14 protein-coding genes are annotated in these 13,826 nt (G+C 61.2%); 9 read left to right on the top strand and 5 right to left on the bottom strand.

What is annotated here, in order from left to right; all coding sequences use genetic code 11:
• Positions 1-44: 44 nt before the first annotated feature.
• The 3 genes from RlegSU303_RS20850 to RlegSU303_RS20860 are packed head-to-tail and all read right to left on the bottom strand — an operon-like array spanning position 45 to position 3,072.
• On the bottom strand, positions 45-1,355 hold the full coding sequence (locus tag RlegSU303_RS20850; protein ID WP_017962316.1) for an HlyC/CorC family transporter: 1,311 nt from the start codon (positions 1,353-1,355) through the stop codon (positions 45-47).
• Positions 1,355-2,485: a 3-dehydroquinate synthase gene (gene aroB, locus RlegSU303_RS20855; protein WP_231283306.1), complete on the bottom strand. Its 1,131-nt coding sequence runs from the start codon at positions 2,483-2,485 to the stop codon at positions 1,355-1,357. The genes RlegSU303_RS20850 and aroB overlap by 1 nt, the downstream gene beginning before the upstream one ends.
• Positions 2,482-3,072, bottom strand: coding sequence for a shikimate kinase (locus RlegSU303_RS20860; RefSeq protein WP_094087305.1), 591 nt, complete (start codon positions 3,070-3,072; stop codon positions 2,482-2,484). Before RlegSU303_RS20860 ends, aroB begins: the two co-directional genes overlap by 4 nt.
• Positions 3,073-3,219: 147 nt before the next feature.
• Here RlegSU303_RS20860 and RlegSU303_RS20865 point away from each other — a divergent pair, with 147 nt between their 5' ends.
• The 9 genes from RlegSU303_RS20865 (at position 3,220) to RlegSU303_RS20905 (ending at position 11,405) form a co-directional block, all read left to right on the top strand.
• Positions 3,220-3,396, top strand: coding sequence for a hypothetical protein (locus RlegSU303_RS20865; RefSeq protein ID WP_231283307.1), 177 nt, complete (start codon positions 3,220-3,222; stop codon positions 3,394-3,396).
• Positions 3,397-3,401: 5 nt separating this feature from the next.
• A complete protein-coding gene (xerD, locus tag RlegSU303_RS20870; protein ID WP_017962319.1) occupies positions 3,402-4,355 on the top strand; it encodes a site-specific tyrosine recombinase XerD in 954 nt (317 codons plus the stop codon).
• Between the two features lie 62 nt (positions 4,356-4,417).
• Positions 4,418-5,371: an acetyl-CoA carboxylase carboxyltransferase subunit alpha gene (locus RlegSU303_RS20875; RefSeq protein ID WP_077977783.1), complete on the top strand. Its 954-nt coding sequence runs from the start codon at positions 4,418-4,420 to the stop codon at positions 5,369-5,371.
• Positions 5,372-5,567: 196 nt separating this feature from the next.
• A complete protein-coding gene (locus tag RlegSU303_RS20880) occupies positions 5,568-6,794 on the top strand; it encodes a L,D-transpeptidase family protein (protein WP_017962321.1) in 1,227 nt (408 codons plus the stop codon).
• Between the two features lie 5 nt (positions 6,795-6,799).
• Positions 6,800-7,024, top strand: a complete 225-nt coding sequence (locus tag RlegSU303_RS20885; RefSeq protein WP_026158909.1) for a sulfurtransferase TusA family protein — start codon at positions 6,800-6,802, stop codon at positions 7,022-7,024.
• A 612-nt stretch (positions 7,025-7,636) separates the two neighbouring features.
• Positions 7,637-8,614 (top strand): TRAP transporter substrate-binding protein, encoded by a 978-nt coding sequence (locus RlegSU303_RS20890; protein ID WP_131720017.1) that lies wholly within the window; start codon positions 7,637-7,639, stop codon positions 8,612-8,614.
• A 144-nt stretch (positions 8,615-8,758) separates the two neighbouring features.
• Positions 8,759-9,337, top strand: coding sequence for a TRAP transporter small permease (locus RlegSU303_RS20895; protein WP_131720016.1), 579 nt, complete (start codon positions 8,759-8,761; stop codon positions 9,335-9,337).
• 4 nt (positions 9,338-9,341) lie between these two features.
• Entirely contained in the window at positions 9,342-10,622 is a 1,281-nt protein-coding gene (locus tag RlegSU303_RS20900) for a TRAP transporter large permease (RefSeq protein ID WP_065281453.1), read from the top strand.
• 9 nt (positions 10,623-10,631) lie between these two features.
• Positions 10,632-11,405: a FadR/GntR family transcriptional regulator gene (locus RlegSU303_RS20905; RefSeq protein ID WP_131720015.1), complete on the top strand. Its 774-nt coding sequence runs from the start codon at positions 10,632-10,634 to the stop codon at positions 11,403-11,405.
• Between the two features lie 30 nt (positions 11,406-11,435).
• Here RlegSU303_RS20905 and RlegSU303_RS20910 read toward each other — a convergent pair whose 3' ends face one another.
• Positions 11,436-12,608 carry a CobW family GTP-binding protein gene (locus RlegSU303_RS20910; RefSeq protein WP_131720014.1) on the bottom strand — a complete coding sequence of 391 codons (1,173 nt, stop codon included), beginning with the start codon at positions 12,606-12,608 and terminating at the stop codon, positions 11,436-11,438.
• A gap of 18 nt (positions 12,609-12,626) precedes the next feature.
• Positions 12,627-13,760, bottom strand: a complete 1,134-nt coding sequence (locus RlegSU303_RS20915) for a D-alanyl-D-alanine carboxypeptidase family protein (protein WP_131720013.1) — start codon at positions 13,758-13,760, stop codon at positions 12,627-12,629.
• Positions 13,761-13,826: the final 66 nt, after the last annotated feature.

The raw sequence follows: 13,826 nt of genomic DNA on the forward strand, positions 1-13,826 counted from the left end.
ACCGAAGCCTATATGGATATTCGCCGCCTAAAACCCAAGCCGAATCAGGCTGGCTTTGCGCCGTCTTCCCCGGCCGGGCGGATGCGCAGCTTGGTGATGCGGTTCTTCTCCCGCTTCATGACGACGAAACGCTTGCCGTAGAAGGTGAAGGCCTGGCGCTCTTCCGGGATGGTCATCGATTCGTGGATGACGAGCCCGGCGATCGTCGTCGCCTCCTCGTCCGGCAGGTTCCAGTCGAGCGCGCGGTTCAGGTCGCGGATCGGCACGCCGCCATCAACGACGACGGAACCGTCGGCCTCCTGGCGCACGCCCTGTATTTCGATATCGTGCTCGTCGGAGATGTCGCCGACGATTTCCTCGAGAATATCCTCCAGCGTGACGATGCCTTGCACTTCGCCATATTCGTCGACGACGACGGCGAAATGCTGCTTGCGCCGCAGGAAGGCGTTGAGCTGGTCCTCGAGGTTGGTGCTGTCGGGCACGAACCACGGCTTCTGCGCGATCTTCACGATATCGAGGTTCTGCGGCTCCATGTTCGGCTCGGCGAGCGCCCGCAGCAGATCCTTGGCATGGACGACGCCGATGATGTTGTCGATCGTGCCGCGCCACAACGGCATACGCGTATAGGGGCTTTCGAGGATGACGCGCACCACCGCTTCCGGCGCATCGTCGGCGTTGATCGCCCGCATCGCGGTGCGGTGGACCATGATGTCGGAGAGTTCGAGCTCGCTAAGATCGAGTATGCCGCCGAGGCGGTCACGGTCGGCCTTCACCACCGATCCCTCGCGGTGCAGCAGATCGACGGCGCCGCGCAGCTCTTCATGCGCCGTCAGCATCGATGTCTCGCGTGAGAGATTGATGCCGAACAGCGAAAGAATCTGCCGCACGATTGCATTGACGAAGGAGGAAACCGGGCCGACGACGGCGACGAAGAGCTTGGCCGGCAGCGCGATGGCGAGTGCGAAGCGCTCAGGCGCCGAAATCGCCCAGCTCTTCGGCAGCACTTCGGCGAAGATGACCAGAATGACGGTCATCGCAAGCGTCGCCAGCGCCACGCCGGAACTGCCGAACAGCCCGAGGAAGAGGCTGGTGGCGATCGAGGAGGACAGGATATTGGCGAGATTGTTGCCAATGAGCAGCGCGCCGATCAGCCGGTCGCGCCGCTCGATCAACTGCCGGACGAAGCCGGCACGTTCGTCGCCGTTGACCTCGAGCGTATGAATACGGCTGCGCGAAACGGCGGTCAGCGCGGTCTCGGAGCCGGAAAAGAAGGCGGACATGAGCACCAGCGCCGTGATCGAAAGGATCTCCGGCCAATATGTCGAAAGAAATGCCAGAGCGCCCTCGACCGACATCAGGCGCGTTTTTCCTGAAGAAAGCTGATCACTTCGGACGCCGGAACGTCGTCGGCGACGAAGGACTGGCCGATGCCGCGCGTCAGGATGAAGGTGAGCTTGCCGCTCTTGACCTTCTTGTCCTGGGCGATCGCGTCCATCAGCGTTTCGGCCGGCGGCAGCTCGCCCGGAATGTCGGACATGCGGGTCGGCAGGCCGACCTCCTTCAGATGCCGCTCGACGCGCCGCGCATCGTCGGGGCTTGCAAGGTTCATCCGTGCGGAGAATTCATGCGCCAGCACCATGCCGATCGAAACGCCCTCGCCATGCACGAGGCGGGAGCTGTCATAGGCGGTCGCCGCTTCCAGTGCGTGGCCGAAGGTATGGCCGAGATTGAGCAGCGCCCGCGGACCATTCTCACGCTCGTCGGCAACGACGACATCGGCCTTTGCCTGGCAGCTTGCGGCAATCGCCTCGATGCGCGCGGAGCCGCCTGCAAAAACCGCCTTCCAGTTCGCTTCCAGCCAGGCAAAGAAATCCGGCTTGTCGATCAGCCCGTATTTCGCGACCTCGGCGTAACCTGCGCGAAATTCGCGCGCGCTCAACGAATTCAGCACATCCGTATCGGCCAGAACCAAGTCCGGCTGATGGAAGACGCCGATTAGATTCTTGCCGTGGCGGGAGTTGATCCCGGTCTTGCCGCCGACGGAGGAATCGACCTGCGACAGCAGCGAGGTCGGTACCTGCACGAAGCGCACGCCGCGGCGGACGATGCCGGCCGCAAATCCCGAAAGATCGCCGATGACCCCGCCACCGAGCGCGATGACGTAATCGTTACGCTCGACGCGCGCCTCCAGCACCTTGTCGCAGGCCGTCATCAGATGTTCGAAACTCTTGGTCTTCTCGCCGGCCGGCAGGACGACCTCAGCCGAGGCGATACCCGCTTCATCCAGACTTGCGACGAGAGCTTTGAGATAGAGCGGCGCGACATTTTCGTCGGTGATAACTGCCGCCTTGCGGCCCTTGAGGCGAGAGGCGATCTCGGCGCCGGCCCGCACAATCAGCCCCGGCCCGATCAGGATGTCGTAGGCGCGCTCGCCGAGCGGCACATGCACCGTCCGGATGGCGGAGGCGGAGGTTATCGCATTCATGACGCTGCACTTTCCTTCTGAGCTTCGATCAAGGCCTTTAAGACTTCGTCGGCCATGATTTCCTTGCGGACGTCGCGCGAAAGCACCGTGAGATCGGCCTGCGCATAGATCGGATAACGCGCATTCATCAGGCCCTCGAGCGTCTGCTTCGGATTTTCGGTCTTGAGCAGCGGCCGCGTGTCGCGCTTGGCGACCCGGTCCCAGAGCACGTCGAGATCGGCCTTCAGCCAGACGGAAAGGCCGCCCTTCTTGATATGTTTGCGCGTCCGGTCGTTGACGAAGGCGCCGCCTCCGGTGGACACGACACGCGGCCCGCTCTTCAGCAGCCGCTTGATCACCCGCGCTTCCAGCGCCCGGAACTCCTGCTCGCCATAGGCGGCGAAAAGCTCGGCGATCGTCATGCGCGACACCCGCTCGATCTCGAGATCGCTGTCGATGAAGGGAATGGCGAGCTGGCTGGCGACGATGCGCCCGACAGAGGATTTGCCGGCGCCCATCAGGCCGACAAGGATGAGATTGCGTGAACCGAGCGCGGCGCGAGCTCTGTCTTTCAAGCTGTCAGCAACGGTCAGCAGTGGTTCACTCATCGGTCCATTCACACTTTGTTTGCAAACCGTATCGACAAATGCAGGTGTAGCGTCAAGTCGCAGGCAAGGGAATCATGGCTTGAATACCGCTTCTTGCACTTGCAGATAGGCTTCTTATAACAGAAGCGAGCATGAAGGAGTTACCTGATGCCGACCCTGTTCCGTTTCCTGTTCGTCTGCGCGATCCTCGCCGGGACGGTCTACGGAGCGATGCTGGCGCTTGTGACCTTCGTGGAGCCGCAGCAGCGCGACGTGACGATCCGCATTCCGTCCGAGAGGGTCAATCCGCCCGCCACGGGCGCAATCGACCCGACCAGGAAGTGACCGGCATGGTGGATCTCGGCCGCGTCCATGTGGAATCCTTCCTGGAGATGATGAGCGCCGAGCGGGGTGCTGCCGCCAATACGCTGCAATCCTATGAACGCGATCTCGACGACGTCCGCACCTTCCTGAAGGAGCGCAGCATACGGCTCACCGAAGCCGCCTCCGCCGATCTCGCCGCCTATCTCTCCTCGCTCGCCCGAAAGGGCTTCAAACCCTCGTCCCAGGCGCGCCGGCTTGCCGCCATGCGGCAATTCTACAAGTTCCTCTACGCCGAGGGACTGAGGACCGACGACCCCACCGGCATACTCGACGCGCCGAAGAAGGGCCGTCCGCTGCCGAAGACGATGGGCGTCGAAGAGGTCGGCAGGCTGCTTTCGCAGGCAGAGGCCGAGGCGGAGGATGCAAGCCCGGGCCAGCTGCAGCGCCTGCGCATGCTGGCACTGCTGGAACTGCTCTATGCCACCGGAATGCGGGTCAGCGAACTCGTCTCGCTTCCAGCCCGCGTGCTCGATCAGGAAGGCCGTTTCCTGATGATCCGCGGCAAGGGCAACAAGGAACGGCTAGTGCCGCTGTCGCAATCGGCGATATCAGCCCTGAAATCCTACGGGCGCCTGCTGGCGGCCGAAAATGCAGCGGCGAAGGAGCCGCAGGAAAGCCCCTGGCTGTTTCCCTCCGTCTCGAAAGAAGGATACCTGCCGCGCCAGGTTTTTGCCCGCGACCTCAAGAACCTGGCGATCCGCGCCGGCCTGACGCCGTCGCTGATCTCGCCGCATGTCATGCGCCACGCCTTCGCCAGCCACCTGCTGGCCAACGGCGCCGATCTGCGCGTCGTACAGGAACTCCTCGGCCATTCGGACATTTCGACCACACAGATCTACACGCATGTCCTCGAAGAGAGGCTGCAGCAGCTTGTCCAGACGCATCACCCCCTTGCCAAACAGGCGAAAAAGCACGAATAGGACCGGCGACAAGGGGCGGAGCCAGGAAAACGCCCCGGGCACAAGGAACGGAAACGCACCTCATGCACAATTATCTCGACTTCGAAAAGCCGATCTCCGACCTCGAAGGCAAGATCATCGAGCTGAAGAAGCTCGCAACGGAAGACGAGAGCATCGACACCACCGATGAGATCGGCAGGCTGGAGGTTCGCGTCCGCGACGCGATCGTCGAAATCTATTCCAAGCTCAATCCCTGGCAGAAGACGCAGGTCGCCCGCCATCCGCAGCGCCCGCATTTCGTCGATTACGCCAAGACGCTGTTCCAGGAATTCACGCCGCTTGCCGGCGACCGCAAATTTTCCGAGGATGCCGCGATCCAGGCGGGCCTTGCCCGTTTCCGTGGCCAGCCCGTCGCCGTCATCGGCCAGGAAAAGGGCAACGACACCAAGAGCCGCCTCAAGCACAATTTCGGCAGCCCCCGCCCGGAAGGCTATCGCAAGGCGATCCGCATTCTTGAAATGGCCGATCGTTTCGGCCTGCCGGTGATTTCGCTGGTGGATACGGCAGGCGCCTATCCCGGCGTCGGCGCCGAAGAGCGCGGCCAGGCCGAGGCGATCGCCCGCTCGACGGAAATGTGCCTCGGCGTCAAGGTTCCCCTCGTTTCCGTCGTCATCGGCGAAGGCGGCTCGGGCGGCGCCATCGCCATCGCCACCGGCAACAAGGTCTACATGCTCGAGCATTCGATCTACAGCGTCATCTCGCCGGAAGGGGCCGCCTCCATCCTCTGGCGCGATTCCACCCGCGCCCGGGAAGCGGCGACCAACATGAAAATCACCGCCGAGGACCTGAAATCGCTCGGCGTCATCGACGGCATCATTTCCGAGCCGCTCGGCGGCGCGCATCGCGATCCCGACAGCGTGATAGCAGCAACCGGTGACGTGATCGCCAGTGCTCTGGCCGAAATGGCACCCCGCTCGGGCGAGCAGCTACGCAACGACCGCCGCCAGAAATTCCTCGCCATGGGCCGCAATCTCTAACGGACATTCGGCTCTTCGCCGATTGGGGCCAAATCTTGGCCACATTGATGTTATCTGTAGCATTCGCGCTTGCGGGGATGTTCCAGGCACGTCATAGGCTGGTAAGGACTTGTAAAGTATAAACCGTCTATGATTCCGTTTGATGCCCGGACTCGATGGGCGGACCGGGTCGCATTATCTTTATGGGCTAGTTGGGATGCGCATACGTCATTTTGCCTATATTTCCCTCATGGCGCTGGCTCTGTCCGGCTGCAATGATGCGTTGGAAACCGCGCAGGTCGATCTTTCCAAGGTCAAGAACAAGGTCGAGCAGCCGCTTCCCAGCCATATCCTCGCGCAGATGTCCGCCAAGGGCATGGACCGCAATTCGCCGATCATGATCCGCATCTTCAAGGAAGAAGGTGCCATGGAGATCTGGAAGGCGAAGACCGACAACCGTTTCGACAAGATCGCCGATTACAAGATCTGCGCCTGGTCCGGCCGTCTCGGCCCGAAGGTAAAGACCGGCGACCGGCAGGCGCCGGAAGGTTTCTACGACCTGACACGCGCCAACCTGAACCCCAATTCCAAATATTATCTGGCGATCAACACCGGCTTCCCGAACCGCTACGACGCGGCGAACGGCCGTACCGGCTCCGATCTGATGATCCACGGCGCCTGCTCGTCTTCCGGCTGCTATTCGATGACCGACCAGCAGGTGCTGGAGATCTACGCTTTTGCCCGCGACGCTTTCAAGGGCGGCCAGGCGACGGTGCAGTTGCAGGCTTTCCCCTTCCGCATGACGGCGGAAAACATGGTCAAGCATCGCCTCGACAGCAATTACGACTTCTGGAAGATGCTGAAGGTCGGCTACGACAATTTCGAAGTGACGAAGCGCCCGCCTGAGGTGAATGTCTGCGAGAAGAAATACGTCTTCAATCAGCAGGCAACCGACGGCGGCGCCTTCAATGCCGCCGGCAAATGCCCTGTTATGTCGACGCCGCCGGCACTGACGGCCGCCCTCGCCTCCTACGGCAAGACCTATGATGCCGATTATGCCAAGGCGATGAGCAAATTTGACGGCATGGCCTGGTACGATCCCACGGAAGCCGAGCGCAAGGCCGTGGTCGCCAAGCTGCGCAAGGGCCGCGAACTTGCTTACGCCCCGACCGGCACGTCGCTGGAAGCCGGCCGCATGGTCAAGGTCGCCGAACTCGAAGACCTGATGGCCAAGCGCACCGCGCAGGGCCTAGCCGCCAAGACCGCGCCGGGCGCCACGCCTGCAGCACCTGCCCAGCCGCAGGCAACGGCCGTCGCTGCCGCGACGCCCGCAGTCGTGCCGGTGCCGATGCAGAATCCGCTGGCTTTTACCGCGCCCGAACCGCAGGAAACGGCGGACGCCACGGCAAAGAAGCCGTTTTGGAAATTCTGGGCGAGGAACTGAACGGATTGAACCCCGTTCTCTACGATCTTCGCGGCCTGAAATGCCCACTCCCCGTGATCAAGACACGCAAGAAGCTCGCCGCCATGGCGAGCGGCATGCTTATTCGCGTCGACACCACCGATCCGCTGGCTGTGATCGATATGCCGCACTTCTGCAATGAGGACGGCCACGAGCTGGTCGAAACGGAAAAGACCGAAAGCGGCCACCGTTTCCTGATCCGCAAGCGCTGAAGCGCGTCTCCCAAACCAGTAAGCAGATCTAAAAGCCCCACGCGGTTAGGTATCTGACCCATGCTCTTTGCGGCGCATATCTTGCCGAAGCATGGGACCAGCAAACCGTCGGGCAAAACCAGCGTAATTGAACGAGCCTGACGGTTCGTACGATAGGCTTCACCTTCCGCTGCCGTCCGCTCCCCCGATCTTGCCTGCTCGCGCTTTCGCAGCTCCCCATAGGAGAACAAGCAGCGGCGAAAATTCATCATACAACTACACAGCTTTTGTATGTTGACATTATACTTTACAGGTTCTAGCCATAGTGAGCCGATCGGAGGAACGGCAAGAATAGAGGAGGCTACCGATCCAAGTCTTCTGTTTCCACGAAAAGAGCGACAGTGTTCGCGTGCAGAAGTGTGCAACTGCTCCATCGGACCCGATGGCACGTTGAGCCGTGTTGGTATGTCTCGATGAGCAGCTTCCAACTCGCGCAACCTTTCGGGCCGGACCATCAGTGCCCGATTGTGGAAATATCGCTGGAAGGCGAGGCGCGCAGAGGACCTTCCTCTTAGTCGCAAAGCCGGGATACCGACTCTGAGAATTAATCGTCATGCAAAACGGGAGGAGAGCATGAAAAACTTTATTAAACTGGCGGCCGGTCTTATGGTTGCCGCTTCATTCATGAGCGGCGCGGCCAGCGCTCAAACGGTGCTGAAATCGTCGGATACTCATCCGGACGGCTATCCGACAGTCGAGGGCGTCAAATATTTCGGTGAGCTGTTGAAGGAACGCACGCAGGGCCGCTATTCCCTCGAAGTGTATCATTCCGCCCAACTCGGCGAGGAGAAAGACACGATCGAACAGGTGCGCTCCGGCGTCATCGAGCTGAATCGTGTGTCAATGGCGCCCTTCAACGGCACTGTGAAGGAATCGGTCGTTCCGGCTCTGCCCTATATTTTCCGTTCGGAAGATCACATGCACAAGGTCATGGACGGCGCCATCGGCGACCAGATCAAGAAGGCGTTCGAACCGGCCGGTCTTGTGGTGCTTGCCTTCTACGATGCCGGCGCGCGCTCGTTTTACAACAAGACGAAGCCGATCAATTCGGTTGCCGACATGAAAGGTCTGAAGTTCCGCGTTATCCAGTCCGATATCTTCGTCGACATGGTGGCGGCACTCGGCGCCAATGCCACGCCGATGCCCTATGGAGAGGTCTATTCGGCGATCGAAACGGGCGTCATCGACGGCGCGGAGAACAACTTCCCAAGCTACGATACCGCCAAGCACGCCGAAGTGGCGAAGAACTACTCGCTCGACGAGCATACGATCCTGCCGGAAGTGTTCGTCATGAACAAGGCGGCGTTCGACAAACTGACGCCCGAGGATCAGGCGGTCTTCAAACAGGCAGCCAAGGACAGCGTCGCCAAGCAGCGCGAGCTGTGGTCAGCCAAAGTCGCTGAATCGCGCGCCAATGTCGAAAAGCTCGGCGCTCAGATCACCATGCCGGACAAGCAGGGGTTCATCGACGCCGTGGCTCCGGTTTATGAAAAGCACGTGAAAGACGACGTGCTGAAGAAGATGGTCGAGGATGTAAAGGCTGTGCAGTAGCCCTAACCTGCCTTCTTTGTCGCGGAAAGCGGCGTCGGTTATCGGGGTGGAAAGTTATCTCCACCCCGGTTCACCGTTTCATGTACATCTTTCTCGTCTCCTCCCGACAAGGGAGAGTGAGCGCCCAATTTCGACGAGGTCCCTATGTCGAACAACCTGACACCCGTCGTCAATTTTCTGACACGCCTGAGCAACGCCGCCCTTTGGCTCGCGGGCTCCGGCTTGGTGCTGATGACGGTCTTTGTCGCCTGGCAGGTATTTTGCCGCTATGTGCTGAATGACTCGCCGAGCTGGACGGAGCCGGGCTCGGTCATGCTGATGAGCTGGTTCATCTTCCTCGGCGCCGCCGTCGGCATCCGGGAGAACAATCATCTTGGTTTCGACGTGCTGCTTTATGTGCTGCCGAAATCCGGCAAGCGCGTCCTGCGCATGATCTCCGACGTCGTCATTCTCGCCTTTGGCGCCGGCATGGTCTGGTACGGCGGCGCGCTCATAAGCCTGACCTGGAACACAACCTTGCCGTCGCTGGGTATCTCCGGCGCGTTCGACTATCTGCCGCTCGTAGGCGGCGGCGTGCTTGCCGTCATCTTCTCGCTGGAGCGCATCGTGCTCCGCCTCGCCGGCGAACCGATCGACGATGCGCTGGATGAGATTCTGCCGGCGGAAATCGCCGTCGAGATCGAAAACATCAATGCCGATCCGAACGTCAAATTGAAAGTGTAGCGCGATGGAACTCTGGATCCTGTTCGGTGTTTTCACCACCCTGATGCTGATAGGCACGCCAATCGCCTTCTGCCTCGGCGTCGCCAGCTTCGCCACGGTGCTCTACATGGGCCTGCCGCCATTGGTCATCTTCCAGCGGCTGAATTCCGGCATGAGCGTATTTTCGCTCCTCGCCATCCCCTTCTTCATCTATGCCGGCGACCTGATGGTGCGTGGCGGCATCGCCAGCCGAATCGTCGCCTTCGCCGCATCCCTGGTCGGCCACGTACGCGGCGGCCTCGGCCAGGTCAACATCGTCACCGCCACACTGTTCGGCGGCATCTCCGGTTCGGCAGTGGCAGAAGCCGCAGCCGTCGGCGGCCTGATGATCCCGCAGATGAAGCAGCGCGGCTATGGCGCCGATTATGCAGTGAACGTCACTTCAATGGCAGCGCTGATCGCGCTGCTACTGCCGCCCTCCCACAACATGATCATCTATTCGATCTCTGCCGGCGGCAAGATCTCGATCGCCGACCTGTTCACCGCCGGCGTGTTGCCCGGACTTTTGCTCGCGGTTGCGCTCATGGTGACCGCCTACATCGTCGCACGCTCGCGCGGCTATCCGACGGAGCCCTTTCCGGGCTTCGTCATGGTGGCAAATTTGTTCGCTGTCGCACTCCCCGGGCTGCTGCTGATCGCCATCATCTTCGGCGGGGTGAGGTCCGGCGTCTTCACGGCGACGGAAAGCTCTTGCATCGCAGTGCTCTACGCGCTGCTGGTAACCCTCCTGGTCTACCGGCAGATGAGCTGGAGAGACTTCGTTCACGCCACGCAGGGCGCCGTGCGCACGACGGCAATGGTGCTTTTGATTATCGGCACAGCCGCCGCCTTCTCGTGGTTGATGGCCTTCCTCAAGGTGCCTGCCTCGCTGGTGATCTGGATGAAGAGCGTCGCCGACGATCCGCTGACGGTGCTGCTCCTGCTCAATGTCCTCATGCTTGTGCTCGGCACTTTTATGGACATGGGGCCGACCATCATTATCTGCACGCCGATCTTCCTGCCGGTTGCACAGGCTTACGGCGTCGACCCGGTGCATTTCGGCGTGATCATGATCCTGAATTTCGGCATCGGGCTGAACACGCCTCCAGTCGGCGCGGTGCAATTCGTGGCTTGTGCAGTCGGCAAGATCTCGGTCTGGGAGGCCATGCGCTCGATCTGGCCGTTCTACGGTGCGGGCATCGTGGTGCTCGGGCTGGTCACTTACATCCCGGCGATCTCGCTGTGGCTGCCGAGCGTGTTCAAATAGGAGTGCGACATGGCGACCGACGCAGCCGTAGATTTCAGGGTCGAGCGAAGGCCGAAACTCTCCGAAGGCGTCGTTTCGGCCATCCGCGCCCAGGTCATGTCCGGAGTGTACGCGCCCGGCCAAAAGCTGCCGACGGAGACCCGGATGGGTGAACTCTTCGGCGTCAGCCGCACCGTTGTCCGTGAGGCGATCGCAACCCTTGCCGCCGACGGCCTCGTCGAGGCGCGGCAAGGCGCCGGCGTCTTCGTCAAGAACCATCCGACGATAGCCTTCGGTTCGATCAGCGCCGATGTCGGCAACAAGGTTTCCCATGCCCTCAACATCATCGAGGTGCGCATGGGACTGGAAATCGAGAGCGCAGGGCTTGCTGCGCTACGGCGCAATGCGGCTCAGGAAGCGCAGATTCAGGAAGCATTCTTCGAATTCGACCGGCTGCTCAAGCGCGGCGAAGCAACCGGCAAGAGCGACTTCGCTTTCCACCGAGAAATCGCGGCTGCCACCAATAATTCATATTATGTCGAAGTTCTTGATGCGCTTGGCATGCGGGCGATCCCCTGCGACGTTGCCTCGCCTTGGGGTACAGACAGCACGCTGTCGCGTGAGTATCAGGAAGGCCTGCAGCGCGAGCATTTGGCGATTTTGAAGGCGATTTCTGCCGGTGACGCGGAAGCCGCCCGCGCCGCCATGCGCGCCCATCTGGCGGCAAGCCAGGAGCGCTATCGCACCCTTCTCAGCGGCCAGCAGGCCAAGTGGATGTCAAGCATTCTGAAACGCAAGACCTGAAGAAGATCGCGTAAACAACAAATCAACGGTTTAAATCCGCATGCCGGGAATGGCGAGCGGATTGTCCGACAGCGCCGCACGATCCGGCATGTCGATGCGCGGCTTGCCGAGGAACGCGTCGAAGAGATCCTTCACGAAGGCTTCCGGCAGATCCCGGGTGATCAGCACCATGCGCGTGCGCCGGTCTGTCGGATCCGGCCAGGCCGGAAGCCGCACCGGCGGATGAAAGATGCTCTGGACCCCGTGCAGCACCAGCGGCCGATCCGGCCGGTCGGAGAGAGAAACGATCGCCTTCATCCTCAACAGCTTCTCGCCATGAGCCGAGCGCAGCAGATCGATGAACATCTCGAGCGCCATCGGATCGATCGGCTTCTCTTCGATGATCGAGAAAGAGCGAATCGAGGCATCGTGACGATTGACGTCGTGCGGATCCTGATCCGCATGATCATGATGGTGGTGACCGTGGTGATCATCATCATCATGATCGTGATGTCCATCACGACCGTGGTCGTGATTGTGATGCGCTTCGTGCGAATCCTCGTCCTGCAGCCAGCGGCCGACATCGGCGATCTTCGTCGCCGGATCGTAGAGCCCGTTGACCAGCACCGCGGCACTGCCCGCCTCGGCGCTATCGGCATCCATCATCACGGCACGCGGATTGAGCGCCCGCAGCCGCTTTTCCAGCCCGTCCGTTGCCTCGGCCATCGACTTTTTCGAGACGATCAGCCGGTCGGCGACCGCCGCCTGTTTGCGCGCTTCCTCGTGATTGTCGAGCGTCTGCAGCCCATTCACCGCGTCGACGACGGTAACGACGCCGTCAAGTTCGAAATTCGTGGCGATGACGGGATTGCCCATGATCGCCTGCATGACCGGCGACGGATCGGCAAGGCCGGTCGTCTCGATGACGACACGCTTGACCGGTTTGACGCGGCCCGTCTGCACGGCGTCCATCAGGTTCGCCAACGTATCGACAAGCTCGCCGCGCACAGTGCAGCAGAGGCATCCGTCGGACAGCTCGATAATCGAATCGCCGGAACTTTCGACCAGGAGATGGTCGATGCCGACATCGCCGAATTCATTGATGATGACGGCCGCATCCTTCATGACAGGGTCTTTGAGGATGCGGTTGAGCAGCGTCGATTTGCCGGCGCCGAGAAAGCCGGTCAGGATGGTGACCGGAATCCTGTCGTTGAGCGCGCTCATGTTATTTTACCTTAAAGCTTAAAAGGATGTCGGGCGCGGCATCGGCACCGGCACGTTGGCGATCGCGCCTGCCGTATCGCCGCGCGCCATCTTTTCCGGCTGCGCGGCCGGCTGGGGATCCTGGCCCGGAATGAGGCCGGCAAAGACGAATTGCGGATCGTGGTGCATCGGCTGGATATAGGGTGACTGCACCTTCATGCGGCCGACTTCGTCGCGCGTTTCGCTGCGTACCTTGGCGCCCTTGGCGCTGCAGATATCGGCGCTGATGTCGGTCACCTGGTCCTGCCCCGACCCATAGGGTCTCAGCGAACCCAGCGTGTCGTTGCTGGCAGGCTGGGTGGTGAATCCCTTCTGCAAAAGGTTCGCCGTCGCATCGGCGCGGGCTGCAAGGCTGTCGGTGCCGAGCACGACGGAGACCAGCGTGCGGCCGTTGCGCGTCGCCGACCCGATCTGATTGAAGCCCGAAGCGCAGATGAAGCCGGTCTTCATGCCGTCTGCACCGGCGAAACGGCCGATCAGCATGTTGAGGCTCGGCACGTTCTGCTGGCCGGTGGTAAAACCCTCCAGTGCGAAATAACCGGCATACTGCGGAAAATCGCGGCGCAGCGCCACCGTCAGCACCGCAAGGTCGCGCGCCGTCGTATACTGGCCCTTGCCGGGCAAGCCGTTCGGATTGACGAAGTGCGAATCCGTCATGCCGAGCTTCAACGCCTCGCCGTTCATCCGCGTCACGAAGCCTTCCTGCGTGCCGCCGATGGCTTCGGCGACCGCGACCGCCACATCGTTGGCGGACTTCACCAGCAGAATCTTCAATGCGCTGTCGAGCGTCAGTTTCTGGCCCGGCTTGAAATACATCTTGGCGGCCGGCTGCGCGGCGGCGCGTTTGCTGATGACGATGGGCGTATCGAGGCTGATCTGACCGGAGCGGATCGCGTCGAACACGGTATAGACGGTCATCAGCTTGGTCAGCGAGGCCGGATACCATTTGCGGAAGGCTTCTTCATGCTCGAGCACACGGCCGGTCTGCACATCGACGAGAATGTGCGGATTGGCATGGGCCATCGGAACCGAGGCCAGAAAAACGGCAGTCGCCGCTGACACGAAAGAAAGCGGCCACAAGGCAGCAAACAAACGGAAGTGGCTCGTCGACACGGTTCGTCCTTCGGATATCAGGAAAATCTCGAAATCTTCCCCTATTTAGCCTATATGGCTATGACA

Origin of the sequence: Rhizobium sp. SU303, assembly GCF_021052345.1 — a bacterium.
GTDB classification, from domain to species: Bacteria; Pseudomonadota; Alphaproteobacteria; order Rhizobiales; family Rhizobiaceae; genus Rhizobium; species Rhizobium laguerreae.